Origin of the sequence: Mesorhizobium sp. B2-4-7 (assembly GCF_006442685.1) — a bacterium.
Lineage (GTDB): Bacteria > Pseudomonadota > Alphaproteobacteria > Rhizobiales > Rhizobiaceae > Mesorhizobium.
Genome location: NZ_VFVH01000003.1, coordinates 577,551 through 600,992, shown reverse-complemented (window position 1 = coordinate 600,992; position 23,442 = coordinate 577,551). Strand labels below are relative to the sequence as shown.

The 23,442-nt window shown below is 61.3% G+C and carries 31 protein-coding genes; 12 read left to right on the top strand and 19 right to left on the bottom strand.

The annotated features are described in order from the left end of the window. Window positions 1-655: 655 nt before the first annotated feature. Together FJ946_RS13070 and FJ946_RS13065 are read left to right on the top strand one after the other, a co-directional pair. Complete coding sequence (locus tag FJ946_RS13070; protein ID WP_140564011.1) at window positions 656-853, top strand: hypothetical protein; 198 nt, start codon at window positions 656-658, stop codon at window positions 851-853. A gap of 2 nt (window positions 854-855) precedes the next feature. Beyond that, window positions 856-1,095 carry a hypothetical protein gene (locus tag FJ946_RS13065; RefSeq protein WP_140564010.1) on the top strand — a complete coding sequence of 80 codons (240 nt, stop codon included), beginning with the start codon at window positions 856-858 and terminating at the stop codon, window positions 1,093-1,095. A 12-nt stretch (window positions 1,096-1,107) separates the two neighbouring features. On the opposite strand, the gene FJ946_RS13060 is transcribed toward FJ946_RS13065, so the two are convergent. From FJ946_RS13060 to FJ946_RS13010, 11 genes are all read right to left on the bottom strand, one after another. After that, a complete protein-coding gene (locus FJ946_RS13060) occupies window positions 1,108-1,434 on the bottom strand; it encodes a hypothetical protein (protein ID WP_140564009.1) in 327 nt (108 codons plus the stop codon). Next, window positions 1,431-2,204: a hypothetical protein gene (locus FJ946_RS13055; protein ID WP_140564008.1), complete on the bottom strand. Its 774-nt coding sequence runs from the start codon at window positions 2,202-2,204 to the stop codon at window positions 1,431-1,433. The genes FJ946_RS13060 and FJ946_RS13055 overlap by 4 nt, the downstream gene beginning before the upstream one ends. Continuing rightward, complete coding sequence (locus FJ946_RS13050; protein ID WP_140564007.1) at window positions 2,201-4,021, bottom strand: phage tail tape measure protein; 1,821 nt, start codon at window positions 4,019-4,021, stop codon at window positions 2,201-2,203. The genes FJ946_RS13055 and FJ946_RS13050 overlap by 4 nt, the downstream gene beginning before the upstream one ends. Beyond that, window positions 4,018-4,434 (bottom strand): hypothetical protein, encoded by a 417-nt coding sequence (locus FJ946_RS13045; protein WP_140564006.1) that lies wholly within the window; start codon window positions 4,432-4,434, stop codon window positions 4,018-4,020. The genes FJ946_RS13050 and FJ946_RS13045 overlap by 4 nt, the downstream gene beginning before the upstream one ends. Next, window positions 4,431-4,829 (bottom strand): hypothetical protein, encoded by a 399-nt coding sequence (locus FJ946_RS13040; protein ID WP_140564005.1) that lies wholly within the window; start codon window positions 4,827-4,829, stop codon window positions 4,431-4,433. The genes FJ946_RS13045 and FJ946_RS13040 overlap by 4 nt, the downstream gene beginning before the upstream one ends. Continuing rightward, window positions 4,830-5,231 (bottom strand): hypothetical protein, encoded by a 402-nt coding sequence (locus FJ946_RS13035; RefSeq protein ID WP_140564004.1) that lies wholly within the window; start codon window positions 5,229-5,231, stop codon window positions 4,830-4,832. It lies immediately after the preceding gene. After that, window positions 5,231-5,518 carry a hypothetical protein gene (locus tag FJ946_RS13030; protein ID WP_140564003.1) on the bottom strand — a complete coding sequence of 96 codons (288 nt, stop codon included), beginning with the start codon at window positions 5,516-5,518 and terminating at the stop codon, window positions 5,231-5,233. Before FJ946_RS13030 ends, FJ946_RS13035 begins: the two co-directional genes overlap by 1 nt. Beyond that, a complete protein-coding gene (locus FJ946_RS13025; RefSeq protein ID WP_140564002.1) occupies window positions 5,515-5,940 on the bottom strand; it encodes a DUF5681 domain-containing protein in 426 nt (141 codons plus the stop codon). The genes FJ946_RS13030 and FJ946_RS13025 overlap by 4 nt, the downstream gene beginning before the upstream one ends. A gap of 7 nt (window positions 5,941-5,947) precedes the next feature. Beyond that, window positions 5,948-6,403, bottom strand: coding sequence for a hypothetical protein (locus FJ946_RS13020; protein ID WP_140564001.1), 456 nt, complete (start codon window positions 6,401-6,403; stop codon window positions 5,948-5,950). Between the two features lie 230 nt (window positions 6,404-6,633). After that, window positions 6,634-7,233: a hypothetical protein gene (locus tag FJ946_RS13015; protein ID WP_140564000.1), complete on the bottom strand. Its 600-nt coding sequence runs from the start codon at window positions 7,231-7,233 to the stop codon at window positions 6,634-6,636. Beyond that, window positions 7,230-7,496, bottom strand: coding sequence for a hypothetical protein (locus tag FJ946_RS13010; RefSeq protein ID WP_140563999.1), 267 nt, complete (start codon window positions 7,494-7,496; stop codon window positions 7,230-7,232). The genes FJ946_RS13015 and FJ946_RS13010 overlap by 4 nt, the downstream gene beginning before the upstream one ends. A gap of 110 nt (window positions 7,497-7,606) precedes the next feature. Between FJ946_RS13010 and FJ946_RS13005 the strand changes: the two genes are divergently transcribed. Beyond that, window positions 7,607-8,275 carry an SLATT domain-containing protein gene (locus FJ946_RS13005; protein ID WP_140563998.1) on the top strand — a complete coding sequence of 223 codons (669 nt, stop codon included), beginning with the start codon at window positions 7,607-7,609 and terminating at the stop codon, window positions 8,273-8,275. Here FJ946_RS13005 and FJ946_RS13000 read toward each other — a convergent pair. The 6 genes from FJ946_RS13000 to FJ946_RS12975 form a co-directional block, all read right to left on the bottom strand. Further along, complete coding sequence (locus FJ946_RS13000; protein ID WP_140563997.1) at window positions 8,272-8,610, bottom strand: hypothetical protein; 339 nt, start codon at window positions 8,608-8,610, stop codon at window positions 8,272-8,274. The genes FJ946_RS13005 and FJ946_RS13000 overlap by 4 nt on opposite strands. 358 nt (window positions 8,611-8,968) lie before the next feature. Then, window positions 8,969-9,169, bottom strand: a complete 201-nt coding sequence (locus FJ946_RS12995; RefSeq protein ID WP_140563996.1) for a hypothetical protein — start codon at window positions 9,167-9,169, stop codon at window positions 8,969-8,971. 101 nt (window positions 9,170-9,270) lie between these two features. Then, window positions 9,271-9,561 (bottom strand): DUF6074 family protein, encoded by a 291-nt coding sequence (locus tag FJ946_RS12990; RefSeq protein ID WP_140563995.1) that lies wholly within the window; start codon window positions 9,559-9,561, stop codon window positions 9,271-9,273. Then, window positions 9,551-10,153: a hypothetical protein gene (locus FJ946_RS12985; protein WP_140563994.1), complete on the bottom strand. Its 603-nt coding sequence runs from the start codon at window positions 10,151-10,153 to the stop codon at window positions 9,551-9,553. Before FJ946_RS12985 ends, FJ946_RS12990 begins: the two co-directional genes overlap by 11 nt. Continuing rightward, window positions 10,150-10,347, bottom strand: coding sequence for a hypothetical protein (locus tag FJ946_RS12980; RefSeq protein WP_140563993.1), 198 nt, complete (start codon window positions 10,345-10,347; stop codon window positions 10,150-10,152). The genes FJ946_RS12985 and FJ946_RS12980 overlap by 4 nt, the downstream gene beginning before the upstream one ends. Further along, on the bottom strand, window positions 10,344-10,544 hold the full coding sequence (locus tag FJ946_RS12975) for a DNA-binding protein (protein ID WP_140563992.1): 201 nt from the start codon (window positions 10,542-10,544) through the stop codon (window positions 10,344-10,346). Before FJ946_RS12975 ends, FJ946_RS12980 begins: the two co-directional genes overlap by 4 nt. 111 nt (window positions 10,545-10,655) lie before the next feature. Between FJ946_RS12975 and FJ946_RS12970 the strand changes: the two genes are divergently transcribed. Continuing rightward, on the top strand, window positions 10,656-11,075 hold the full coding sequence (locus tag FJ946_RS12970; RefSeq protein WP_140563991.1) for an Arc family DNA-binding protein: 420 nt from the start codon (window positions 10,656-10,658) through the stop codon (window positions 11,073-11,075). After that, window positions 11,072-12,301, top strand: coding sequence for a site-specific integrase (locus FJ946_RS12965; protein WP_140563990.1), 1,230 nt, complete (start codon window positions 11,072-11,074; stop codon window positions 12,299-12,301). Before FJ946_RS12970 ends, FJ946_RS12965 begins: the two co-directional genes overlap by 4 nt. Window positions 12,302-12,757: 456 nt before the next feature. On the opposite strand, the gene FJ946_RS12960 is transcribed toward FJ946_RS12965, so the two are convergent. Then, the gene (locus FJ946_RS12960) at window positions 12,758-13,570 is read right to left on the bottom strand and encodes a helix-turn-helix transcriptional regulator (RefSeq protein WP_140496106.1); all 813 of its coding nucleotides are present in this window, start codon (window positions 13,568-13,570) and stop codon (window positions 12,758-12,760) included. 107 nt (window positions 13,571-13,677) lie between these two features. Here FJ946_RS12960 and FJ946_RS12955 point away from each other — a divergent pair, with 107 nt between their 5' ends. From FJ946_RS12955 to FJ946_RS12925, 7 genes are all read left to right on the top strand, one after another. Next, a complete protein-coding gene (locus FJ946_RS12955; protein WP_140563989.1) occupies window positions 13,678-15,702 on the top strand; it encodes a CocE/NonD family hydrolase in 2,025 nt (674 codons plus the stop codon). A 188-nt stretch (window positions 15,703-15,890) separates the two neighbouring features. Continuing rightward, window positions 15,891-17,465 carry an ABC transporter substrate-binding protein gene (locus tag FJ946_RS12950; RefSeq protein WP_140496108.1) on the top strand — a complete coding sequence of 525 codons (1,575 nt, stop codon included), beginning with the start codon at window positions 15,891-15,893 and terminating at the stop codon, window positions 17,463-17,465. Window positions 17,466-17,596: 131 nt separating this feature from the next. Next, on the top strand, window positions 17,597-18,535 hold the full coding sequence (locus FJ946_RS12945; protein WP_140522202.1) for an ABC transporter permease: 939 nt from the start codon (window positions 17,597-17,599) through the stop codon (window positions 18,533-18,535). A 1-nt stretch (window position 18,536) separates the two neighbouring features. Next, entirely contained in the window at window positions 18,537-19,430 is an 894-nt protein-coding gene (locus FJ946_RS12940) for an ABC transporter permease (RefSeq protein ID WP_224655834.1), read from the top strand. Continuing rightward, window positions 19,427-20,446, top strand: a complete 1,020-nt coding sequence (locus FJ946_RS12935) for an ABC transporter ATP-binding protein (protein WP_140522204.1) — start codon at window positions 19,427-19,429, stop codon at window positions 20,444-20,446. The genes FJ946_RS12940 and FJ946_RS12935 overlap by 4 nt, the downstream gene beginning before the upstream one ends. Then, the gene (locus tag FJ946_RS12930; RefSeq protein WP_140522206.1) at window positions 20,443-21,459 is read left to right on the top strand and encodes an ABC transporter ATP-binding protein; all 1,017 of its coding nucleotides are present in this window, start codon (window positions 20,443-20,445) and stop codon (window positions 21,457-21,459) included. The genes FJ946_RS12935 and FJ946_RS12930 overlap by 4 nt, the downstream gene beginning before the upstream one ends. Continuing rightward, window positions 21,449-22,585, top strand: coding sequence for a succinylglutamate desuccinylase/aspartoacylase family protein (locus tag FJ946_RS12925; protein ID WP_181167743.1), 1,137 nt, complete (start codon window positions 21,449-21,451; stop codon window positions 22,583-22,585). Before FJ946_RS12930 ends, FJ946_RS12925 begins: the two co-directional genes overlap by 11 nt. Before the next feature lie 96 nt (window positions 22,586-22,681). Here the strand turns inward: FJ946_RS12925 and FJ946_RS12920 are convergent, their stop codons facing one another. Further along, window positions 22,682-23,431, bottom strand: coding sequence for an SDR family oxidoreductase (locus FJ946_RS12920; RefSeq protein WP_140556170.1), 750 nt, complete (start codon window positions 23,429-23,431; stop codon window positions 22,682-22,684). Window positions 23,432-23,442 lie beyond the last annotated feature (11 nt).

Below are 23,442 nucleotides of genomic sequence, written 5' to 3'. Positions count from 1 at the left end.
GTGAAGATTTAGTTTCGAACAAATCGAGGCGCGACGGGTTACTGGCTGGTCCAGCAGCAAAGAGGCCACCGATGCACCTTCTATCCGTCGCGACCGCTCTGTTGATCTCCTTGGCGGCCGCATACGTGAGTTGCCTGTGGATATTCAGTCCTCACACAGGCCGCTTGTTCGAAGCCCAGGCTTCCGTGATGGCTATCAGCGATTCCACGGATGGGTGGTGTCTTCGGGCCGGCCATTAATGTATGATCCGATCGTATAGCCTCGAGCCTCCTCGCGCTGGATCAGCGTGTCATGGTCGGCCTTGCACACCGGCGAAGGCGGCTTCACTGGATGGTTGGCGCGGCGGCTGGCGCACATTTCGCAGCGAACCGCTTATGCCGCGATCCAGAGATATGATGGCATTGGAGAGTTTGCAGAGCTCTGCAAACTTTCTGGTGCCGCGCAGATCGAGACGGCAACGGCAGAACCGTTGCGGATATGGCGATTGCCGCTAGTGCCAGGATGCCGAGCATCCAGAAAAGCAAAATCTGCCCCATTGCCGTAATCTACCGAAGAGAATTGGCAATGCAATCAGGCCAGATCGATCAGGCCTTGCGTCAACATCGACGTTCCGGCATCTTTCGCGCCGCTGCTAAGTGAAGCGCGGGGGAAAGTTTTGGGCGCAGTTATACTTATCGTGATCGGGCTCGCCGTGGTTGCCATGGCATCAGCCAACTTCAAAAATCAGACCGGCGTCGATGCGCCTACACGAAGCGCACTGAAAGGCATGCGACGGCGCGCCAGAAAGGCCGGCGTCAGCGAAGAGCAATATTTCAATGATTGGGTTGAACGCAAAAGGCGCAAAAAGGGCTGATAATGATACTGGTTGTCCTGTTCACATTGGCCGGTGCCATATCGGTTCTATTCGGCTTCATTACGATGACAACAGGCAATTTCAACGGCCCATCTATCATGGCGGCGGCACCCGTGTTTCTGGTGGCGCTTGGCTTCTTCGGCTTCGCCCAGGTGATCAATGCGCTCGGCCGCACGGCCAAGGCCACAGAGGCGAGCGTGGCAGAGTTGAAGGCGATTCGCGAGCAACTCGGCCAACGATAAACGTCTTTATCGCTACTGATCCGCGGGCGCTGCCCAATGCTTCGGAGCGGGTTCCTCGTCATCAATGATCCTGCCACCGTTGCATAGGATGGTGATGAAGTCCGCGACGGCCGGCATAAGTTCGGCAACGTTGCTACGTGATATTTTCTCTGCAACCGTGCCAGGGTCCATCATCAGGCCAAGGGCGATGGCGCCGGTAATCATGTCGCTGTCGAATTTCATGACCCGTTCCAATGCAGGGACCATGCCACCGGCGCGCCGTGAGATGGCGATGGTCGCGCTGGCAGATGGCAATAGCGTTTCGGTCATGCCATCCAAAACGATCTCGATCCCGGTCATGCTGCCACCTTCCGGCGCATGCGGCGCTCGTGTCGGTTCATCCTCAGCACGTTCTCGCCATCCGGGGAGGTAGCCGACCCGACCTTGTCGCCTACCTCATCGGACCAAGTGCGCAAGGTCTTAGTGTTCGATCCGTCAGGCGTGATGGTCGTCAACTGGACAAAACCGCCAATCGCGTAGTGCTTTGGCCATGGCGATGAGTCGGGGTTGGGCTCGGCGTGCTTTCGCAAAAGCTCGAAAATTTCGGCGCCGTATTTTTCGACTGCGGCGCTTCCGAGCGGCTGCAGTTTTTCTGGGGTGATGCCAACGGAAGCGAGCTGCTCAGTCGTGACCGCGGGACCGCCGCCGAGCTCGAAGCCCATTTCCCAAAGTTCGCAGGGCGGAATATGTGCGCCGGCGTGAAACGCGCCATCGTGAGTCGCGAAATAGTAGAGCTTTGGCCCCTGGGTCTCTGACCATCCTGCGATTAGCATCTCGATATGATGATGCTTTTTGAACCGCTGCGATCTGACTTTGAGCGATCCCTCCAGCAACATGGGAATGCCGCTCATGAACTCATCGAAATTGCCGACGACGCTCAATTTGATCAGCAGATCTGAAAACTGCTCCAGAAACCAGGAATGGCCCCGGCCTGTGATCACCATCGGCATGTATGGGGAGCGATAGACTTTACTCTTGATCCCGGTGATGACGCCTTCCTGATCGTAATGCGCGCCGTCAGTCAGCAATTGAATGCAGTCAGGGAACACCCTTGCAAAAAACGCGCTCATGCTTCGCTCCATAGGTTGGTTGTCATCAGCGGCCCGGCGGCGCCCGTCGTTCCGCCCGTCAGGTTTCCAAAGAGGGCGTTGATCGATTGGTCGAGCGCCATGTCGAGGAGCTTGTCCCCGAGGCGCCCGAATGCATTGGTCAGGGCGTCAATCGGCTTCACGCCGTTTTGCAGGTCCTGCGCAAGGCCACTGGCGAAATCGAGGGTCAGGTCTCGGCCCGTCTTAAGCGCCTCATTCAGGCGAATTTGACCTGCGGCAAGTTGACCTTGCGCGGATAGCGGGTCCAAACCGGCATCCCGCAATTCGCTGGAAACCCGCTGCTCTGTCGGCGATCTGAACATCTGATCGCGTTCGAACTTCAGACTGTCCATCTCGGTGAGGTAGGCGGCCTTTTCAGCCGCTGCCTGGTAGGCCGCAGCGAGTTTATTGATGTCGGCTATTTTGTCCGCGTCGAGGGTGCGACCCTTCGCTGTCGCCCGCTGAAGCAAGTCGAGCTTGAAACGATAGGCGTCGGCGGCCGCTCCCGTCTTGCCGACCATCTCCACTTCAAGCCCGAGCTGATCGACCCGGTCCTGTCCCGCCTTCAATAGGTCGCGATAGGCATTCGCTTCTCGCTGCGCATGCATGTCGGCCGACTTGTCCCGAGGCGCTGTATATGGCGCCGGTTGCCAGCCGTCGGCGGCTCCGCTCTTGGCGGTATCTTTTGCGCTCTGTCTCGCCTTGACGACGTCCATTATGCGACGTTCATTCTCGGCAAGCGCTTCATTCTCGCGGTTGAGATCTTGTATCGCCTCCAGGGATGTCGACTGGCCAAGTGACGTGCCGAAGATGCCATCGTTGGGCTGGCTATCACCATTCTGGAGAGATTTAATCCGCCCCTCAATTTCGAGACGGCGCCGTCCAATCGTGGCGAGCTGCGTGTCGAGGGCGCTGTCCTGCTGGTTCTGGAAGTCGTGAAACTTGTCGATAAAGCTGTTGAGGTCGCCGGCCGCGCGGATGATTGCGCCACGCAGATAGCCGCCCACCGTATCGCCGATGGTCTTGAATAGGCGATCGACCTCACCCGCCTTGTCGATGAGGTCGGTGTCCATCACGTTGCCCAGCTGATGCGCCTGCTCGATCGTGTTCTTGATTGCCTCGGTGCCCTGGTCGAGCAACTGCACGAAGCCCGCGCCTGCGCTGCTCCCGAAAATCTTGTCCGCAACTCGTATTTGACTGGCCTTGTCGAGTTTGCCGAGGCGGTCGATCATCTCCAGCAAAAGCCCCGACGGGTCTTTCAGCTTGTCGTGGAGCTCGACGGCCCCATATCCCAATTGCTTGAAGGCATCCGCTGCCGGCCCCTTGCCGGTCATTGCAAAGTCGCCGGCCCGAATCGTCAACTCGCGAATGCCGTCGGTAAGTGCATTCACAGGAAGACGGGCATGCTCGGCCACAATTCCCCATTCTTGGACGACATCGGTCGTGACGCCAGCGCGGCGCGCTTCGTCACCGATCTTTGCGACGTTCTCAGCGACCTTGCCGAGATTGCCTATCAGGCTGATCAGCCCGCCGGCTGCGAGGCCGCCGACAAAGGCCGCACCGTAGGATTTCACCATACTGCCAAAGCTGGCGGTGACAGTTCCGATCGATCCCGTAATGCGGGCATTCGATCTCACGACCTCTTGCTCCAGCCGGTTGAACGACCTGGTGCCAGCGGTCCCGAGACTATTTACGGCCGCCTCGGCCTTTGCTGCGGCCGGCGTCAGCTTATTTAGCTCGTCGACGGCAGCCTTGGCCGGCTTGCTGTCAATTTTAAAGCCGAGAACAGCATCTGTCATTTGCCGCTATCCTCGCCTTCGATGGGCATGTAGAGCGCTCTGGTGCTCGCATAGATGTCAATCTGATCGCGAACGACCGGATAGCGCGTAAGGAGGCTGACAACCTCGTCCCGGTTGCATTCGACCGGTTCGCCTTTCCGATGAATGCCCGTCCAATCGAGTACGGCGGCCGCGAGAATAGCGATGTTGTCCCGCTGACGATCTTCGAGTGTCCGGACATCGTTGCCGGCATTGATCATTCGCTGCATGACTGCATCGCGCGCCTTGCGCTGTGTGTCCGAATCCGGCCCCGCGACCTTGATGCGAATGCCGGTATCCTGCCGGGCCGCATCCATGATTGGGAATTCAACGCCCTCGTTCTGGCGCTCCTGCATTGCATCAAGCGTCGAGAGATCGAACATCTTATCGGTCATTGTTCATCCTTTTCCGGTGCCACAAAGAGCGACCTGGTGTTTACGGCGATTTCAACTTGCTCCAAGACAAAGCGATATTTCGTGCAGATCTCGACGGCGTTATTCTTCGAAAAGGCGACGGGCTCGCCATGTTGCGCCAAGCCCTCCCATCCCATAATGAAGCCGGCCACTGTGGCGACGTGGTCGGCTTCCATGATGGCAGCTCGGCCGCCCGGAATGACGTTTGCTCGCTTCATCTGCCGGTTGATGACGGTGTGCCGGGCCTCGCGCGCACGCCTACTGTCCGGACCGCAAACCTTGACGCGGAAGCTGGTCGGTCGATCGCCAATCTTGATCGTGATCCAAGCGCCGGCCTCTTGTCCCTTGATGAAACCTTCGAGTTCGAGGATGTCCATTCAGATCGCCCTCGCCGGTTCGTATTGATAATCACGCTTATCGCTCGCCATGCGGTCGGCGAGCACCTGCTCCCATGCGTCGCCATGGACGGCCCGGCAGCGCGCGGCGGCCACTTCCGCCACCTCGTCGACCTTCTCGCGCCAATCGTCGCCGTAGGCGTCCCTGGCAAGCCTGCTATGGGCTTCGTCGGTGAAGCGCGCGGCGCACCACTTCAAGAACTGCGAGGCGCTCGGTAGGCCGAACAGCAAAGCAGCCTGATCGGCATAGGAACCGGTGCCGCGATCGAGAGTTTCGGCGATGAAGCCAGTGAAGCCGGCGACAGCGTGCCCGTCATGCTCGGCCGAAATGACTGGGCGAAGGCGTTCAAGCATGGCTATGCGCCGGCGGAGGTCGGTCGACATCAGCGCAGATCCCTCGCCGCGGCAAAATATGCCTCCGGGTCTGCATCGACCAAGACGATGAGGTCGCGGATGTGGGTGTAGTCGTCGGGGATCAGCACGACGCTACGGCTTTCGTCCTCGTCGATGACGCCAAGATGCAGAAGGATTGCCTCCAGCCGATCAAGCTCGGCATCCGACAGATCCTCCAACTGCTTTGCCAAGATGGTCGAGCGCTCATGCTCGGTCATCGCGTCGGCGCGACCGATGGCCTCCTCGATCCGCTCTATCCTGGCCCGAAGCGCGTTCATCTCTTCCTCGCCTCCATGGCTCTTTCCAGGACGTCCAAACGGCCGCCAAGCTCGTCGGTCTCGATCGCGCGGCGGGCGGCCTCGATCAGCGGCACAACGGCCCCACCTTCCTCTGGAGACATCAGCCCCTCGGCAACGGCTTGCAGGACGGCCAGAGCCGCGCCGCGCACGTCGCCGCTGTTCGCCATCTCAGGCAGGGTAAACCGGATAGGTGAGCCCTTGCGGGGCGGGGCGATGCGATCCATGCACAAGCGCAGCGCCACCGTGTCACCGGTCTTGGCTAGTTCGATAGCCTTCGTGGTGATCGCCTTGGCATCAGCGTCGAGCAGTTTCTCGCAGGCCAGCGTTACGCGTGAACGCGATCCGCTTGGCCGCCCTTTCGGATTGCCGGACTTGCCTGGCTGGAACCGGGTGCTCGACATGAAACGATCAACGTGTCCGGTTATCGTTCACAGGAGCGCGCCACGCGTTCGAGAGTTCGTGGTCTCGCTGTCGCTGAGCTGCGATCGACTGAGCCGCGGCGTCGATGTTTGGGAAGCTTCGTTCGCGGCCGCCGAGGGCGTCATTGCAGGAGGCGCCGTCAACCAGGGCGTAATATTCCTCCGCCGGCCGTCCGCTGGCGATGCTGCCGCGCACTCCGTCATAAATCGGCAGGGCCGCTGCCTGGTGCAAAGGCATGCCTTTGACGCTGTCTTTCATGGTTCGCTTTTCAGCATCGGTCATCATGTCGAAGCTCTTTCTTTGAGGTTGCGAAGAGGCGCTATCCTTCATCATCAAGGGGATGTGGAACGTCCGGTTTCTCTGCATATTGTCATTGACGATCGCCCCGCAGTCGCAATGGCCGGCGAAGCAGGCGGATGTGCACTTTTCACTGATCAGGGTCATTGGCCGTCACCTCCTTGGAGCGGTTTGCGGGAGGGTCGAAAGGATCCAAACTCCCCTCCCGCACTCGCCGAGGGACAGGGAGACCTCGGTGAGGGTTCGCGCAACGCCGTAACTACCGGCGTCGCCATCAAACAGCTCGGAGATAATCTGCCGCGCCGCGAGGCCGCTCAGCTTCTCCGATGTACCGTTCGCGATTGCCTCACCGATCGCGTAAGCGACAGGGAAGGCGTTCATGGTCGAAGCCTCGGCCATACGTACCCACCGGAGCAGCCAACGAATGCCGGGAGGCGCAGATTGGTCAGCAGCCGCGGCATCGACAGAGAATGATTTACCGCGAAGTTATCGGGCGCCTTACGGGCGATTTGCTCGGCGGTCACCACCACGGCGCCGGCAGCCGCTCGGGTGAGGCGGTCACTGTTGGCAGAGAGGCGCGCCAGAAGATCGAGCATCTTGCGTTCAAGCTCGGGCCACTCCCTCGCGAGGTCAGCGGCGAGTGCGTCTCGCTCCACCAATGCCGCCTTCATTTCGGTTTGACGCAGCGCCTCTGCCTCGCTCTTCTGCGTCGTGGCTAGCAGATCATTGAGGCGCGTCGCTGCTGCGCTCATGCGCTCAGACGCGAACGCCGCATCCTCCATCGCCTTTCGTGCCTTGGCGACGTCGGCGGCTGGCGTGGCGGGATCGAGCGCACGTTCCTTGGCCACGGCGTGATCCGCCTTTGCCCTTTTATCGGCGGCACCCACCGCCTGGAGTAGCGTGGCGACATCGGCAGACGTCGGCGATCCGGTGAAGGCCGCGGCGATCCGATCGTCGAGGGAAATGTTCGCGTTCATGCGTGGCGCCTTGCGTCCTGTCCGTGGTTGTCGTTGTGGGCGTTGATGTCGCCGGGGTGGAACACGCCGGGAAACTCATAGCTGCCATCGGCCAGGAGCTTCTCGGCGGCCGCGAGGAGCGCGAAGTCGCTTGGCGTCATGCGAGCCTCGTCTGCGGCCTGGAAAAGGGCGTCGCGAAAAGCTTGAGTGACACGCGCCGAGGTCAGCATCACGTTGACGCGGCGGCCTGTTTCCTTGCCCTGATTGGTAGCGGTAACGGGCATTATCGTTGATCTCCTGCCCCTGTTTTCGGGGAGGAGATTCGCACGTGCGGCGCGGCCATGGTATTCCGCACGTCTAGGCATGTTTGGGCATGTTTTTGACTGGGGGGGCGATGACCAACGATACACAGGCGGATTTAATCCGTCAGGCGAAGGATCAACTTCTGAAGGAAATGAAGCGAGGCAAGGGATCACGCTTCAACGCCTCCAAACGTCTGGAAAAGAGAGACCAGACGCGGACAAACATCGTGGCCTATGCCTCTGTGAGCGTTATCGTACTCACCTTACTTCCAGTTTTCTTCAGTACGGCTCGATGGCTGGAGAGCTTGATCGCTCTTTTGACGGTTGGAATGTCGCTACTCATTCTTGCGTTCTCGTTGTTGCAGGCACAGGCACAAGACCCAGTGAAAGCCGACCAGTTCCACCGCTGCGCAACAGAGATCAATGAACTTAGACGTCGTCTCCGTGCGAAACCGGAAGTAGACTCGGCCGAGCTGGAGTTGTTCGGCCGAGATTATGACGCAATCCTACGTCGATACAGCATCAATCACGACGACGTTGATTACGACCGGTACCGCGTTGAGCATCCTGATGAATTCCCAGGCAGCAACGAAAAACAGCAGGCAGATGCCAAGCGGCATGTGACAAACGTGGATCGACTGATGTCCGGCATAGGCGCGGCAGTGATAACCGCCACTGTCGCCAGCGCGCTTGCTGCATCACTTGCCAGTCCCGAGTTCCTGGATTGGGTAAAGGAGATCGCCACAATCTTGCGTCACTAACCAAGTGGAATGCCTAGACGACGAAAATATCTAACCACATCTGGATGGCGGCGATCATCCTCTCTCAAAAGCTCCAGCGCATGACGATCGCCGTCGAGCACCATTGCCAGACCTGGTGCGCTGATGCGCAACGGTGCGCCGGTCATAGTCTGGTTTGCGAGATGGAACTGCCTCACCAGTCGCCGGAGCGTGTCCTCCGACAGGCGATAGTCCTTGAACACCTCCAGCGCCTGCTTGACCGTTATGGCCTCGGCGCCGGGGATCCAGAGCGGCCGCAGCCGTTCGCCTGTTTCTGGCGCTGTTTTGACAGGAAGGCGGACGACGGCCGATCTCATGCGGCTAACCGGGTGTTAACGCCGTTCGTCAGTGCCGGGCTGTGGTCGGCACCCCAATCCAGTAGAATGGCGTCCTGCAACTGCGGAGGCGCAAATGCTGCTTCGGATATTCCTCGCGTCGGTCCTGATCGGTGTATCCAGCATGCAGGCTCTCGCGGATGACAAGCCAGCGACGCCGAGCGACCAGCCGGTTGCACAGCCTGCCCCTGTGCCGCCGGTGCACTGCGATGGTCAAGATTGCCTTCCGCCTGCCGATAACTCCGTGAAGACGTGCGACGGTCAAGCTTGCACCCTCGCTCCACCGGTTCAGCCGGTGCCGGAGGTTGAGCACGTCGACTGATTGAGAGGAGGGTGGTGCTCATTCGGCACGTCCTTCCGGCCACCGGCGCCACCATTCGCGCTCCAGCACGGCGGCCACCATGTCGACGGCCAGCGAGCGCGGCTCATCATGCGCGGCCTGGTGCTCTACAAGGAAGCGGTCGTCGGACATTCGCTCGACTGCCTCGGCGACGTGCGCCAGCGACTGATCGATCCATGCCGCGGCAGAACGGAACGACATCGCACGCGCGGAGTTGGCGCCAACAGAAGGAAGACGTGGGGCCTGAGGCCCCACACCCCCATTCCGTTCCGCTTCGCGGACGGATATGTTCTCTCCCTCGATCATGCGGCACTATCCGGCGTCGAGCCGTACTGCTTTTGAGAATGAAGAATGCGGCTGATCGCCGTCGCGTAGCGGCTGATCTCGGCGTCGATCTGGCTTGTGGGAATGCCTCGGGCTTCGAGCTTCTTCCGCTCCTGTGCAACATGCAGCGACCAGTACCGCTGACCAGCCTGATATGTTCGTGCATTCAGCGCGGCCGCGATCTTGCGAACCATGTCGGCGCGGCGATGCAATGGGAACGCATAAACGATCGCCGGCGTCCTTTTCGACGCGAACAGATCAAGCTGCATCGGCGTTGCCCCCTCTTATGGTTTCAATGGTGTTGGGACCACTGATGTCCCGATCGCCGGGACCACTGTTGTCCAGATCGACCCCCGACCGATCGGGACCACTGTTGTCCAGATCGAAACCGCCGTCTGGGAGAACAATTCCGGGAGAAAGTTCCTGCGGAATAGAAGGGCGAATGTTCCTTGTTCGAAATATCTGGGTGCCATCTTTGCGCCAGCCCATCTCCACAATCACGATTCCAAGGGCCTCGGCCTGAGCGACGTCGCGAGTAATGGTCTTCTCTGCGCAGCGGCCTGCCCTGGCGGCGAGATCGGCGTTGCTCAGGCATATCGTACCGCTCTGCCAGTGGATCACTTTCTTGGTCACGGCAAGGAAGCGGAAGCTCCCGCCGACCGCGTGAACGATCTGCATCGCGACGTCATGCCAAGCATCAAAAAGCTCAAACCGTTCCTTGGCAGTGGTAGGCCATCGCAACGATGTACACGCCGCCTTTTCTGATGTGATCCGACGGATGCCCGTCGAGCGCGCCGGATGAACGTAGCCAGCAGCCGGATCAAACGCCGTGACCTCAGCCGGCATCGCCTTCGGGATCATGCGGCACGCGCCCTGCGCAGCGTCGTCTCGCGGATCACCACGATGGCCTGGTGCGCAGTCAAGCCGAACCGCTTCTGCAAAGCTGGCACGATCGGCCGCTCGCAGGTGCCGTAGTTCGACGAGTACCAGGCGACGGCCTCGTCGATAACCGCCGAGTGCTCGTGCTCGGGTGCGGTGAGAGCGGCGGCGTTCATGCGATATCCCCGATAGTCTCCAAGAAAAACTTACGAAGCTTTCCTCGATCAGCCACCCATCGGTTTCCAACCTTTCTGGCGGGGAGAAGGCCAGCCTCCAGCATATGGAAGGCCTGCCTCGGCTTCTGCTTGATTTCTTTGCCGATCGCGGCGGCTCCCCAAACGAGGTCGATCGCGTCGGAAGTTGCAACCTTCATTTGACGTCTCCAATCGGTAGCAAATCACAGTGATTTAAATTACCGTGATTTACTTGCTTGTCAATCGGAGAGAAATTACAGTGATGTCACTAATGGGGAATACCGGGGCAAATGGCAGCGAGCAGCAGACCTGGTCGGGGGTCCGATCAATTTCCCCTCAGACTTCCGGATGGTTTGAGAGACCGCATCAAGGCGGGAGCTGAAAGCCGTGGTCGATCGATGAACGCGGAAATCGTTCGCGTTCTTGAGAAGGAATTCCCAGAGCCATGGCCTTTGAACGCACGCATTCAACACCTGATCGATCTTCTCCAGGCAATTCGGAAGGTGAGAGGTTACGAGCAGGCTATTGACGTCTTGACAGATGAGATCCTGGAAACGGCAGAGGGGATCGCCACCGGCCGCGTGCCGGAGTTGGACGAAGAGGCCCGCAGCAAAGTGCGAGAGAGTTTGGAAGACTGGAAACAAGCTCGAGCCGAGGATGAAGAGGAACGCTCGCATTGGCACGAGCGCGACGACGAGGACGGGAAATGAGCATCCGCAAGCGCTCCTGGACCAATGCCAAAGGCGAGGAGAAAACTGCTTGGGTTGTCGACTATGTGGACGGCAAAGGCGTCCGCCGGCTGAAGACCTTCGCGAAGAAGAAGGATGCCGACCAGTTCGCCGCGACAGCCAAGGTCGAGGTAAGAGAGGGCTCGCACGTCGCCGACAGCGCCAGCGTGACGGTAAAGGCCGCGGCGGCATTCTGGATTGCCACCGGCGAGCAGGACGGGCTCGAGCGTTCCTCGATAGACCAGCGAAAGCGCCACCTGAAACTGCACATCGAGCCGTTTATCGGTGCCACGCTGCTATCGCAGCTCACCGTTCCGGCCGTGCGCGAATTCGCCGATAAACTGCGGGAAGGCGGTCGGTCGCAGGTTATGGTCCGAAAGGTGTTGGGCTCGCTCGGCGCCCTACTATCCGATGCACAAGAGCGCGGACTGGCAACGCGAAACCCTGTGAGGGATCTGCGGGGCGGGCGCCGCCGAGGGAAGGAACGCAAAGCGGACAAGCGGCAAAAGGGGAAGCTCAAAGTCGGTATCGACATTCCGACGCGCGAAGAGATTAAGGCAATCGTCGGCGCGGCCACAGGCCGCTGGCGGCCGCTCCTGATAACCGCGGTCTTTACCGGCATGCGATCATCAGAGCTGCGCGGCCTGCGCTGGAGCGACGTCGATCTCGACCGCGGCCAAATCAGAGTGCACCAGCGCGCCGACGACTACGGAGAGATCGGGAGGCCGAAGTCTGAGGCCGGCGAACGAACGATTCCGGTGCCGCCGGCCGTTATTAGCACCTTGAGAGAATGGAAAGTCGCCTGCCCTCGCCGCACGCAGGACGGCGATGGAAAAGACGTCAAGGAACTGCACTATGTGTTTCCGAACGGCAGCGGCAACATTGAGAGCCGGTCGAACATCACAAAGCGCGGCTTCCTTCCGACCCAGGTAACCGCCGGCGTGGCTGTCGCGACCGACGAGCGGGACGCAGACGGCAATGCCATCATGGTTGCCAAGTATGGTGGCATGCACGCCCTACGGCACTTCTACGCCTCGTGGTCGATCAATCGGCCGCAAGACGGCGGCCTTGGTCTTCCCCCGAAGGTCATCCAGGAACGGCTCGGCCATAGCTCTATCACCATGACGCTGGACACATACGGACACCTGTTCCCGCGCGGCGATGACGCCGAGGAATTGGCTGCGGCCGAGCGTTCGCTGCTTGCTTAAGATGGGCGCTGGAAGATGAATACTAAAGGGCCAGTGACAATCAAGGAACGACTGATCGCAATGATCGTATCGACTGTACTGGCTGCCGGAGTCGCATATCTCATTTTTCAAAACAACGCGGGGCACACGGCCTTCATGTCCGTGGCTGTCGGATGGGGCGGAGCTATGTTCTTGGCCATGATCATTCAGCGGCCCAATCCACCCAAATAGCGCACTCCACTCCTGCGCGAAACGCGACATCAGCGCGACATGGAGTCAACTTTCTCAATAAAATCAAAGTCGCGGCCAAGTATCATAATCCTGGGGTCGGGGGTTCAAGTCCCTCTCCCGCTACCACCTCTCACCTGTACGGCCCGGAGACATAGGTAACAGACTGTACCTAAGACATGGGTGACAACCTCGTGCTGAACGGGTTGGACAGGCCCGCGCTGATGCGGGTCGCGTTGGGAGGAACGTCTACACCTCTTCCGTCTCGAGCACGAACGTCCCGGTGGGGATGCGGTTGGTGATCATGGCGCGGATACCGACATCGATGGCGGGGTCAGTTTCGTCGAATAGGCCGCAGGCCTGCAGCGCCTTGCGCTGGTCGACGGAGCGGCCGAGATATTCCAGAAGCACGACCGAGGCTGCGGGTCTCCGCCCTCGTAAAAGGGGCATGCCCGTCTGGATGCCGACCAGATAGGCGACGCTCGTCTGGTAGCTCGGATAGAGGATCACCTGGGTGATGCTGGTCTTGAGCAGGGTTTCGGATTCGAGCGCGAATATGCGATCGCCGAGCAGCAGCAGGGCGGCCGAATATTTCGAGGTCTTTACGCCATATTTGCCGAAATGGACGAGCCTTTCCATGCATTTCCAGAAATAGCGGCCTTCCTTTTCATAGATTACGACCAGGCATTTGATGATCTTGCCGGCATAGCCGAACGAGTAGAAATAGCGGAAATAGTAGCCGACATAGCGCCCGAGATCGCCGGAACGCTGATAGAGCTGCTCCATATGCACCAGCATGTCCGATGGCGCATGGACGCCGAGCGGGCGGCGGCGCAGGCCGACGATCTCGGCAAAGCGCTGCTGGTCCATCAAAAGCTCGCCTTCGCTCACGCCGAAGAAATCGCAGATCTTGCGCATGTTGCGGCGGGACGGCCAGGTCTGGCCGCTCAGATACTTGTTGAACTGCTGGCGGTTGATCTGCAGGCGCCGGCACACGGCGGCAATCGACGGATAATAGCTGCACAGGAAGGCGAGGTTCTGGGGAAGCGGTTCGGTCTGCATGACCTAATGCATACTGACGCCAGAACAGTGTCAAGTCGCGAAGGGTCGCGAAATTGTGCGGCACCGCCGATTTGCCCAAGGTGGCGTTCTCCAACAGAGGCCTCGTCATGCGCACAGTGTCCAACTTCCCCCATCCGATCCGCTCGGTCGACCATTTCGAGATTCCGATGCCGGACGGCTGCCGGCTTGCGGCGCGCATGTGGCTTCCCGAGGGTGCCGAACAAAAGCCGGTGCCGGCGATCCTGGAATACATCCCCTATCGCAAGAACGATCTGACCGCCGCACGCGATGTCGTCATGCACCCCTACGTGGCCGGCCATGGTTACGCCGTTGTGCGCGTCGACCTGCGTGGAACCGGCGATTCCGAAGGGCTGATGCTCGACGAGTACCTTCAGCAGGAGCTGGACGATGGCTGCTCGGTCATCGAATGGCTGGCCGCCCAGCCCTGGTGCGACGGCAACGTCGGCATGATCGGCATCTCCTGGGGCGGCTTCAACGGATTGCAGATCGCCGCCATGCGGCCGCCAGCGCTGAAGGCGGTGATCAGTTGCGCCTCGACCGACGACCGCTACGCCGACGATGTCCACCACATGGGTGGCACGCTGCTCATCGACAATCTCTCCTGGGCCGCGATCATGTTCGGGCGCAACACGCTGCCCCCCGACCCACGCAACAAGCCGGACAATTGGCGCGCTTTGTGGCACAGCCGGCTAAAGGAAAGCGGGCTATGGTTGAAGAACTGGCTGGAGCACCAGCACCGCGACAAGTTCTGGAAACACGGTTCGGTCTGCGAGGATTTCGGCGCGATCACCTGCCCGGTCTACGCCGTCAGCGGTTGGGCCGATGGTTATTGCCGCTCGGTCTTCCGCCTGATGGAAAAGCTGCAGGGCCCGCGCAAGGGGCTGGTCGGGCCATGGGCGCACACTTATCCCCATATCGGCAAGCCTGGTCCTGCCATCGGCTTTCTGCAGGAATGCGTCCGCTGGTGGGATCAATGGCTGAAGGGCCGTGACACCGGCATCATGGACGAGCCGATGCTGCGCCTGTTCATGCAGGATAGCGCCCCGCCGCAAACTTCCTACGAGACGCGCGCCGGACGCTGGGTCACGGAGCCGGCATGGCCATCGCCGAATATCGAGCGGCAGTCCTTCTTCCTTTCCGGCAATGGGCGCCTGTCCCTACGCCGGGCAGACGATGCGGCCGGAACGCAGACGGTCCGCTCGCCCTTGTCGGTTGGCCTGCGCGGCGGCAAATGGTGCTCCTATGCCGTGCCCGGCGACCAGCCGGCTGACCAGCGCGGCGACGATGCCGGCAGTCTGGTCTATGAGACGCAAGAGCTGGCGCACGATGTTGAGATCGCCGGCGATGCAATGCTCGATCTTGTCTTCGAAAGCGACAGGCCCGTCGCCATGGTGGCCGTCCGTCTTTCGGATGTCGCCCCCGATGGCGCGACGACGCGCGTCAGCTACGGCCTTTTGAACCTGACGCATCGCGATAGCCATGAGAGGCCCGAACCGCTCGAACCGGCAAGGCGCTACCGCACCTCTGTCCCCTTCAAGCACGTAGCACAGCGCTTCAGCGCGGGGCATCGCATACGCCTTGCCATCTCGACAAATTACTTCCCGATCGCTTGGCCTTCGCCCGAGCCGGTCACGCTCACCGTCCATCCGGCGGATTGCCGCCTTGAACTTCCGGTCCGCGTCGGGGGCGCCGGAGATCCGGCACCGGCGCCTTTTGCCGAACCCGAAGGGGCGCCGCCCTTACGGGTGGAGACGATCTCAAAGCCGCAAAAGGATTGGACGATCACGGAGAATCTGGCAGTCGCTTCGACCGTCGTTGAGATCGGCGAAGGCGCCGGCACCTATCGCATCGTCGACAACGACCTAACCATTACCTCGCTCGGCCGCGAACGCTATTCCTTCCGCGGCGACGATTTCGGGTCGGCCAGGGCCGAGGCGAAATGGGAGTTCGAATTTTCGCGCGCTGATTGGCGCATGCGTTCTGTGACCGAAACGACCATGACCGCGACGCCATCGCACTTCCACGTCGAGGCGCATCTCGAGGCATGGGAAGGCGACGAGCTTGTCCACGAACAGAAATGGACCGAGGCGATAGAGCGTCGCCTGCTGTGACATTCGCGAACTGACGCTAATCTCGCTCACATCTGCGTCGGCAGCGAAATTGACCGGCTTGCCGGCTGAATTGAAGAATGCGCCGTCCGAACTCGCGGCCCCATCAGGCGGCGCGGTACCAAAAAGAGGGATCCCGGCAATCGCCGGGAAACCCGCTCAGTTGAAAGGGGAACGAAACCGTGAATGGAATGAAATTGAATCGCAGGCATTTCCTGCAGGCAGGCGCCGGCCTCGGCGCGGGGATCATCGCCTCCGGTCTGCCCTTGTCGCAGGCCGTATGGGCGGCCGAAGGCAAGGTACTCAAGGCCCGCGCCTATTCCGATATCGACAAGCTCGATCCTGGCTTCTACCAGAACGCGTACAATGTCGACGTCATGAACTGCATCTACACCAAGCTTACGCGCTATAAACCGGGTTCGGAGTGGGGCTGGGAACTCGAGGCCGCCGAATCCGTCGAGCAGATCGATCCGACGCACATCCGCTTCCGCCTGAAGAAGGGCATCAACTTCACTGGCGGATTTGGCGAAATGACCGCCGAGGACGTGAAGTTCTCGTTTGAGCGCGTCATCCAGCACAATTCTCCGGTCAAGGGCGACTGGGGTCCGCTTGACCGCATCGAGATCGAGGACGACCATACTGGCGTGATCGTGCTCAAGACGCCTTTCGTGCCGCTCTGGAACATCACTCTTCCCTATGGTTGCGGCCACATCGTCTCGAAAAAAGCGGTGACGAAGGCAGTTGCCGACGGCGGCGATTTCGGCATGAAGCCGCCCTGCTATTCAGGTCCCTACGTGTTGTCGGACTGGAAGCCGAACCAGCTCGTCCTGTTGACCCGAAATCCCGAATGGAAAGGCCCTAGGCCGGGCTTCGACGAAATTCATATCCTGCCGATGAGCGATATCAAGACCGCCGAGCGCGCCTATCAGGCAGGCGACATCGACTTCACCGATTTCAGCCTCGATTCGCTGGCCACGTTGAAGGACAGCCCGCCCGAAAACACCAAGATCGAAGAAAAGCCTTCGCTCTACTATGTCTATATCGGCATGAACTCGGACCATCCGAAGCTGAAGGACGTCAATGTCCGCAAGGCGATTCAATGGGCCATCAATGTGCCGCAGATCATGGACGCGGCCTATTCAGGCCAGGCCCAGGTCGCGACCGGCCTTATCGCTCCAGGCTTGGTGGGACACCGGGAAAAAGCGCTGATACCGCCGGAGGGCGATCTCGAAAAGGCGAAGCAGTATCTTGAGAAGGCCGGCATCACCGAACTCAGCCTCACCATCGACGCGCTCAACGTGACCACCTTCTCCACGATCGCGGAAATGGTCCAGGCGCAGCTGTCGCAGATCGGCATCACGGTCGAGGTCAATGTTCAGGATTCCGGTTCGTTCTGGACCATCGGCATGGAATCGGAAGGCGAACGTTGGAAGGACATGCAGCTGATCGTGCAGCGTTTCTCGATGGTGCCGGATCCCTATTACGCCACCACCTTTTTCGTGCGCGACCAGGTCGGTGTGTGGAACTGGGAGCGCTTCCGCAGCGAGCGCTTCGACGAGCTCAACGCCAAGGCGGTAACCGTCGAAGACCCGCAGGAACGGGCCAAGATGTATTATGAGATGCAGGACATCATGGAAGATTCCGGCTCCTACCGGTTCCTCACCCATGAAGGCTCGCCGATCATGTACCGAACGACGCAACTCGAGGCCGAGACGCGCCCAGACGGGCGGCCACTCTATCTCGGCTTTGAGCCGAAATCGGCCTAGGGCATTCTAGGAAAGGTGCGTAGCGGTTTTCCGTCCGGAATTGCGAAAAAACAAAGGGTTAGAGCGGGTCGGCGATTCTATCAAACGCTGAACCGCTCTGACGCGGTCGCTGGGACAGGCTGAGTCAAAACATGTGGTTATATCTTGGCAAGCGTATCGTGCTGGCGGCGGCAATTGTCGTCGTTGCCGTCACGCTGCTGTTCCTGATGATCCAGGCCGTTCCCGGCGATCCCGCCGCGGTCCTGCTCGGACCGCGTGCGACGCCGGAACTGAAGGCGCAATTGCACGAGGAAATGGGCCTCGACAAGCCGCTGCCCGTGCAGATCGTCTCATTCTTCGGGGGGCTGCTGCACGGTAATCTCGGCACCGATGTCTTTACCCAGCGCCCTGTCGCGGCCATCGTTTTCGAGCAATTGCCTTACACGATCGAACTCATCCTGGTTTCGATCGCCTGGGCCGTTATCGTCGGCGTGCCGCTCGGCTGCTATTCGGCGCTGCGCCGCAACTCCGTGATCGACAAGGTCGTGGGTGTATTCGCGGTCGGAACCATCGCCATCCCGTCCTTCGTCATGGCGATCTATGCGCTGTTGATCTTCTCGGTCGGCCTGCGCTGGCTGCCGGCCATCGGCGCCGGCTCAGGCTTCCGCGACGGGTTCGTCCATCTCATCCTTCCAGCCTTCGTCGTCGGTATCGGCTGGGTGGGCTACATCTCGCGCATCGTGCGCGCCTCCATGCTGGAGATTCTTGGCGAGAACCACATTCGCATGGCGCGCTCCTTCGGCCTTTCAGAGCGGCGCATCGTGGCGCGCTACGCGCTGCCGCTCGCGATCGTGCCGACAGTGACGATCATCGGCGTCGGCATGGCGCACCTGCTCTCGGCGGCGGTTTTCGTCGAGGTGGTCTTCGCCCGGCCCGGCATCGGCGCGCTGATCGTCAAGGCGGTGGACTCGCGCAACTATCCGATCGTCATGGGCACGGTCCTCGTCACCACCGTTCTGTTCGTCATCTCCACGACGCTCGCCGACCTCGTCAACGCGGCGCTCGATCCAAGAATCCGCGAGAATTTGTAGCGTGTCCGAAGTTCAACTCATTCGCGAGGCGGTCGATGAACGCCGCGGGCCGGGCGCGGCCACCATGTTCCTGCGGCAATTGCGCAAGTCTCCGCTCGGCATGATGGGCGCCGTGCTGGTGGTGCTGATGGTGGCGACTGCGGTCTTCGCCACCTGGATCGTGCCTCACGATCCGATCAAGATCATGGTTGGGCCCCGGCTGGCGCCGCCCTCTTTGCATTTTCTTCTCGGCACCGATCAGTTGGGACGCGATGTCTTCTCGCGGGTCGTCATGGGCGGAAGGATCGCGCTGCTCGTCGCCTTCGTCTCGTTGGGCGCCTCGCTCAGCGCAGGGCTTGTGCTCGGCCTCATCGCCGCCTTCGGTCCGCGCTGGCTGGACAATCTGCTGCTGCTGGTCTTCGACACGATCCGCTCCTTTCCGGTTATCATCTTCGCCTTGGCAGTGGTGACGCTGCTCGGGCCGAGCCTTGCCAGCGTCATCTTCGTCGTCGCGATCACGTCCGTGCCGATCTATGCGCGCGTGGTGCGCACGCAGGCCCACGCACTGCGCGAGAGCGAGTTCATCACTGCGGAGCGCGCCATGGGCGCCGGCATCGTGCGAATCCTTGCCGTGCACGTGCTGCCCAATGTGATCGGGCCGCTGCTGATCCTGGTCAGCATGGATGTTCCGCTGGTCATCACGCTGGAGGCCGGCATGAGCTTCCTAGGCATGGGTGTCCGTCCGCCGACGCCGGACTGGGGAACCATCCTCAGTGACGGCTATGGCTATATCCACAAGACGGTGTGGCTGGTGATCGCCGGCGGCATCCCGATCGTCATAACCACGCTGGGCTTCACTTTCCTCGGCGAGGCGCTGCGCGACATTTTCGACCCCAAGCTTCGGAAAGACCTATGAATCCCGGCGCTCAGGCAGGACATTCTCCAAACCGCGACCCGCTTCTGGCGATCCGTGGTCTGTCTCTCGATTTCGGCACGCCGCGCGGTCGCGCCCATGCACTGCGCGATATCCATATCGACGTGCCGGCGGGCGAAGTGGTCGGCATCGTCGGCGAAAGCGGTTCGGGCAAATCGACGCTCGCCTATGCCGTGATGGGGCTGCTGGCGGAAAATGCCGAGATGGTGAACGGCGCCATCCTGTTCGAGGGGCGCGACCTGCTCGGCATGGCTCCGGCGGAGCGGCGCGGCTTACTCGGCAACCGCATGTCGATGATCTTCCAGGATCCGATGACGGCGTTGAACCCTGTGCGCAGCATCGAAAGCCAGATGATCGATATCCAGCATCACGAGGGCGGCTCGCACCGGACCAAGCGCCAGCGCGCCCTGGGTATGCTTCATCGGGTCGGCATTCCGGACCCGGAGAGCCGCATCGGCGGCTATCCGCACGAGTTTTCCGGCGGAATGCGCCAGCGTATCTGCATCGCCATGGCGCTGCTGGTGAAGCCGGCGCTGCTCATCGCGGACGAACCGACCACAGCGCTCGACGCGACGCTGGAGGTGCAGATCATCCATCTGTTGAAAGAGCTGCAAAAGGAGATCGGCTGCTCGATCCTGTTCGTCTCTCACCACCTCGGCGCTGTCGCCGAGCTCTGCGACCGGGTGGCGGTCATGTATGCGGGCGAGGTGGTCGAATACGGCACCGTGCGCGACATCTTCCGCCGACCGGGGCATCCCTATACGCGCGCGCTGCTCGAATGTGATCCCGGACGCATCCGGCAACGCACCCGCCAGTTGCCGACGATCCCAGGCGAGGTGCCGAGCCTCCTCGGTACCCAGGCGGGTTGCATCTTCCGTCGGCGCTGCCCGCAAGCCTTTACCCGGTGCGTGGATGACAGTCCTGTCCCGTGCGCTATCGGCGCAACGCACACCGCACGTTGCCATCGTCTCGACGACACGCTGGTGGCGCCGGTATGAGCCCCCTGCTTTCTGTCGAGGATCTTCGCGTACGCTTCCGCACCATGGGCGCGCTGAAGGCGCTCGCCAGCGGCGTTAAGAACCCGTTCGTGGACGCCGTCTGCGGCGTTTCCTTCGAGATCCGCAAGGGCGAAACGCTCGGCCTCGTCGGTGAAAGCGGTTCGGGAAAATCCACCATCGCCCGCGCCATCATGGGCCTGCGGCCGCCAACGGGCGGCACGATACGCTTCGATGGTCAGGTGCTGAACGGCCTCGCCCCGACGGAGCGCAAGCCGCATCTTCGGCGCATGGCGATGATGTTCCAGGATCCGGTCGGATCGCTGTCGCCGCGACTCACTGTACGCTCACTGCTGATGGAGCCTTTCCGCATTCACGGCGTTACCGGCCGCGACCCCGCCGCCGAAGCGGAACGCCTGCTCAACATGGTCGGCCTGCCCGCCGATTTCGGGCGGCGATATCCACACCAGCTTTCCGGAGGCCAAGCGCGCCGCGTCGGCGTGGCGCGGGCCCTTGCATTGCAACCCGATCTTATCATCGCCGACGAGCCGACCGCGGGACTGGACGTGTCCGTTCAGGGTGAAGTCCTCAATCTGCTTGGACGTTTGCAGGGCGAACTCGGCATCGCCATTCTCATCATCACGCATAATCTCAATGTCGTGCGCCACATGACCGATCGCATGGCGATCATGTATCTCGGCCGCTTCATCGAGGTCGGCTCGACCGAGCGGATATTCGCGCAGCCGCGCCACCCCTATACGGAGGCGCTGCTGTCGGCCAATCCGGAACCCGACCCGGACGCCGTGCTCGACAGGGTCGAGCTCAGCGGCGAGGTGCCGAGCCTGATGACGCGCCCAACGGGCTGCGAGTTTCACACCCGCTGCCGCTATGCGCAGGGCATCTGCAAAAGCGTCTTCCCGTCCCGGGCAGCCGACCGGGAAGATCCCCGCCATGTCTTCAATTGCCACTTCCCGCTATCGGAACGTGCGCTCGCCGGAGCCACCAATGTCTCGTGAAATCCTCGATGTTCCTCTTGCCAACGGCACGCCGGGCAGCCAACACAGCGTGCGCATTATCCGGTATGGTGCCGCCGACGCGCGCCCGAAAGCCTACATACATGCCGCGCTGCATGCCGACGAAGCGCCCGGCCTGCTGGTGTTACACCATCTGGTCGAGCAGCTTGACGCCGCCGACTCGCGCGGCGAAATCCGGGGCCAGATCGTCGTCGTTCCCTACGCCAACCCGCTCGGCCTGGCGCAGTTCGTCAATGGCGATCATCTGGGGCGTTACGATCTGGCCAGCGGCCGGAATTTCAACCGCAAATGGCCTGATGTCGCCGGCGAATTGACCATCCGACTTGCCGATCGGCTCGGAAGCAGCGCCGACGACAACACGGTGCTCATCCGCAGCACGATTCGCGAAATTCTCGACGAACGCGGCGCAGGGCAGCCTGTCGATTCCCTTTACACCGCCTTGGCACGCGAGGCTTTCGATTCCGATCTTGTGCTGGATCTGCACTGCGACGACGAAGGGCTGATGCATCTGTTCGTGCGGCCCGAGATCTCGGCCGAATTGTCCGACCTTGCGCGGGAACTCGGTTGCCGGGCGGTGTTCTCACAGGGTTCGTCGGGCGGCTCAACCTTCGCCGAAGCGAGCGTCGAGCCCTGGATCAGGCTTGCGGCTGCCCTTCCCGATAAGGTGATCCCGATCGGCTGCCTCGCCGCGACGGTGGAACTGCGCGGCTTCATCGACATCAGTGATGAGATGGCGTCGGCTGACGCTTCCGCCTTGCTCAACGTGCTTCGCCGCCGCGGCTACGTCGCGGGGCAAGCGGGCCTGCCGCCCGCCGCGCTTTGCGAGATCACCGGCTTCGATGCGTGCGATGTGGTTCGCACGCCCGCTTTCGGTGTCATCGTCTACCGCGCCGAACTGGGTGAACGCGTCACTTGTGGACAGCCGATCGCGGACATCATCGTGCCTTCTTCGCTGGGCCGCGAGGCGCGCGTGACGGTACGGGCGCGCACCGACGGGCTCGTGGTGACGCGAAGGCTGAAGAAACTTGTCGCCGCCAATCAGGTCATTGCCAAGGTGGTGGGCCAAAAGCCCCTCGCCCACCGGACAGGCTATCTGCTGGAGGATTAGATCGATCAGCGGGCGCGGGCACTTCTTGACCGCAGATCGATGATTGGCGGCCACGCGTAGAAACGAGGTCCGTTCGACCTGATCCTGTCCCGGGCTCTAGGCCAGGGGCCGACCGCCGTCGACCGGAATGATAACGCCGGTCACGAAACGGAGATGGGTCGCAGCCGCCAAAACCGCCTCGGCGACATCGTCGGGCGTGCCCAGCCGCCCCAGCGGCGTCCGGCTTGCCTGTTCGTCCCGCCAGGATTCGTCACGGCCCTTGATGAAGTCGGTGTCGACGACGCCGGGCGAGACCGACACGACCCTGATTCTCGGGGCCAGGGCACGCGCCAGCGACTTGGTCAGATTATCGACAGCGGCTTTCGACGCACAATAGGCGACGTTGCTTCCCATGGCGGTGACCCCTGCGATCGACGAGATGTTGACAACAACCCCGCTGCCGGTGCGATCGAGCAGCGGCCGCATGGCCCGCGTCGCAGCAATCACACCGCGCACGTTGACGCTGAAGATGCGGTCGATCAATTCATCGTCCAGGCTGTCGAGATCCGGATGTGGCACGAAGCGGGTTGTCCCGGCGCAATTGACCAGGACATCCAGCCGGCCAAAGCTTTTCTCGATCTGACCAGCGAGGCGCGCGAGGCAATCGCTGTCCGTCACGGTTGCCTCGGCGACGAAGTGATCGCCGTACGCCAATGACGAAACCAGATCGTCGGCCGTCTGCCGCGAACGGTTGTAGCCGATGACAACCGAAGCCCCTTCCGCAGCAAGCCTGGATACGATCCGCGCGCCGATGCCGCCGGTTGCTCCAGTGACCAGGGCAACCTTGCCTGTGAGTGTGGCTGTCATGGCCGTCTCCT

What these genes read in the sequence shown, in the direction of transcription:
- FJ946_RS13065 (WP_140564010.1), top strand. Translation starts at nt 856, where the DNA reads ATGATACTGGTTGTCCTGTTCACATTGGCCGGTGCCATATCGGTTCTA.
- FJ946_RS13060 (WP_140564009.1), bottom strand. Translation starts at nt 1,434, where the DNA reads ATGACCGGGATCGAGATCGTTTTGGATGGCATGACCGAAACGCTATTG.
- FJ946_RS13055 (WP_140564008.1), bottom strand. Translation starts at nt 2,204, where the DNA reads ATGAGCGCGTTTTTTGCAAGGGTGTTCCCTGACTGCATTCAATTGCTG.
- FJ946_RS13050 (WP_140564007.1), bottom strand. Translation starts at nt 4,021, where the DNA reads ATGACAGATGCTGTTCTCGGCTTTAAAATTGACAGCAAGCCGGCCAAG.
- FJ946_RS13045 (WP_140564006.1), bottom strand. Translation starts at nt 4,434, where the DNA reads ATGACCGATAAGATGTTCGATCTCTCGACGCTTGATGCAATGCAGGAG.
- FJ946_RS13040 (WP_140564005.1), bottom strand. Translation starts at nt 4,829, where the DNA reads ATGGACATCCTCGAACTCGAAGGTTTCATCAAGGGACAAGAGGCCGGC.
- FJ946_RS13035 (WP_140564004.1), bottom strand. Translation starts at nt 5,231, where the DNA reads ATGTCGACCGACCTCCGCCGGCGCATAGCCATGCTTGAACGCCTTCGC.
- FJ946_RS13030 (WP_140564003.1), bottom strand. Translation starts at nt 5,518, where the DNA reads ATGAACGCGCTTCGGGCCAGGATAGAGCGGATCGAGGAGGCCATCGGT.
- FJ946_RS13025 (WP_140564002.1), bottom strand. Translation starts at nt 5,940, where the DNA reads ATGTCGAGCACCCGGTTCCAGCCAGGCAAGTCCGGCAATCCGAAAGGG.
- FJ946_RS13020 (WP_140564001.1), bottom strand. Translation starts at nt 6,403, where the DNA reads ATGACCCTGATCAGTGAAAAGTGCACATCCGCCTGCTTCGCCGGCCAT.
- FJ946_RS13015 (WP_140564000.1), bottom strand. Translation starts at nt 7,233, where the DNA reads ATGAACGCGAACATTTCCCTCGACGATCGGATCGCCGCGGCCTTCACC.
- FJ946_RS13010 (WP_140563999.1), bottom strand. Translation starts at nt 7,496, where the DNA reads ATGCCCGTTACCGCTACCAATCAGGGCAAGGAAACAGGCCGCCGCGTC.
- FJ946_RS13005 (WP_140563998.1), top strand. Translation starts at nt 7,607, where the DNA reads ATGACCAACGATACACAGGCGGATTTAATCCGTCAGGCGAAGGATCAA.
- FJ946_RS13000 (WP_140563997.1), bottom strand. Translation starts at nt 8,610, where the DNA reads ATGAGATCGGCCGTCGTCCGCCTTCCTGTCAAAACAGCGCCAGAAACA.
- FJ946_RS12995 (WP_140563996.1), bottom strand. Translation starts at nt 9,169, where the DNA reads ATGTCGTTCCGTTCTGCCGCGGCATGGATCGATCAGTCGCTGGCGCAC.
- FJ946_RS12990 (WP_140563995.1), bottom strand. Translation starts at nt 9,561, where the DNA reads ATGCAGCTTGATCTGTTCGCGTCGAAAAGGACGCCGGCGATCGTTTAT.
- FJ946_RS12985 (WP_140563994.1), bottom strand. Translation starts at nt 10,153, where the DNA reads ATGATCCCGAAGGCGATGCCGGCTGAGGTCACGGCGTTTGATCCGGCT.
- FJ946_RS12980 (WP_140563993.1), bottom strand. Translation starts at nt 10,347, where the DNA reads ATGAACGCCGCCGCTCTCACCGCACCCGAGCACGAGCACTCGGCGGTT.
- FJ946_RS12975 (WP_140563992.1), bottom strand. Translation starts at nt 10,544, where the DNA reads ATGAAGGTTGCAACTTCCGACGCGATCGACCTCGTTTGGGGAGCCGCC.
- FJ946_RS12970 (WP_140563991.1), top strand. Translation starts at nt 10,656, where the DNA reads ATGGCAGCGAGCAGCAGACCTGGTCGGGGGTCCGATCAATTTCCCCTC.
- FJ946_RS12965 (WP_140563990.1), top strand. Translation starts at nt 11,072, where the DNA reads ATGAGCATCCGCAAGCGCTCCTGGACCAATGCCAAAGGCGAGGAGAAA.
- FJ946_RS12960 (WP_140496106.1), bottom strand. Translation starts at nt 13,570, where the DNA reads ATGCAGACCGAACCGCTTCCCCAGAACCTCGCCTTCCTGTGCAGCTAT.
- FJ946_RS12955 (WP_140563989.1), top strand. Translation starts at nt 13,678, where the DNA reads ATGCGCACAGTGTCCAACTTCCCCCATCCGATCCGCTCGGTCGACCAT.
- FJ946_RS12950 (WP_140496108.1), top strand. Translation starts at nt 15,891, where the DNA reads ATGAAATTGAATCGCAGGCATTTCCTGCAGGCAGGCGCCGGCCTCGGC.
- FJ946_RS12945 (WP_140522202.1), top strand. Translation starts at nt 17,597, where the DNA reads ATGTGGTTATATCTTGGCAAGCGTATCGTGCTGGCGGCGGCAATTGTC.
- FJ946_RS12935 (WP_140522204.1), top strand. Translation starts at nt 19,427, where the DNA reads ATGAATCCCGGCGCTCAGGCAGGACATTCTCCAAACCGCGACCCGCTT.
- FJ946_RS12930 (WP_140522206.1), top strand. Translation starts at nt 20,443, where the DNA reads ATGAGCCCCCTGCTTTCTGTCGAGGATCTTCGCGTACGCTTCCGCACC.
- FJ946_RS12925 (WP_181167743.1), top strand. Translation starts at nt 21,449, where the DNA reads ATGTCTCGTGAAATCCTCGATGTTCCTCTTGCCAACGGCACGCCGGGC.
- FJ946_RS12920 (WP_140556170.1), bottom strand. Translation starts at nt 23,431, where the DNA reads ATGACAGCCACACTCACAGGCAAGGTTGCCCTGGTCACTGGAGCAACC.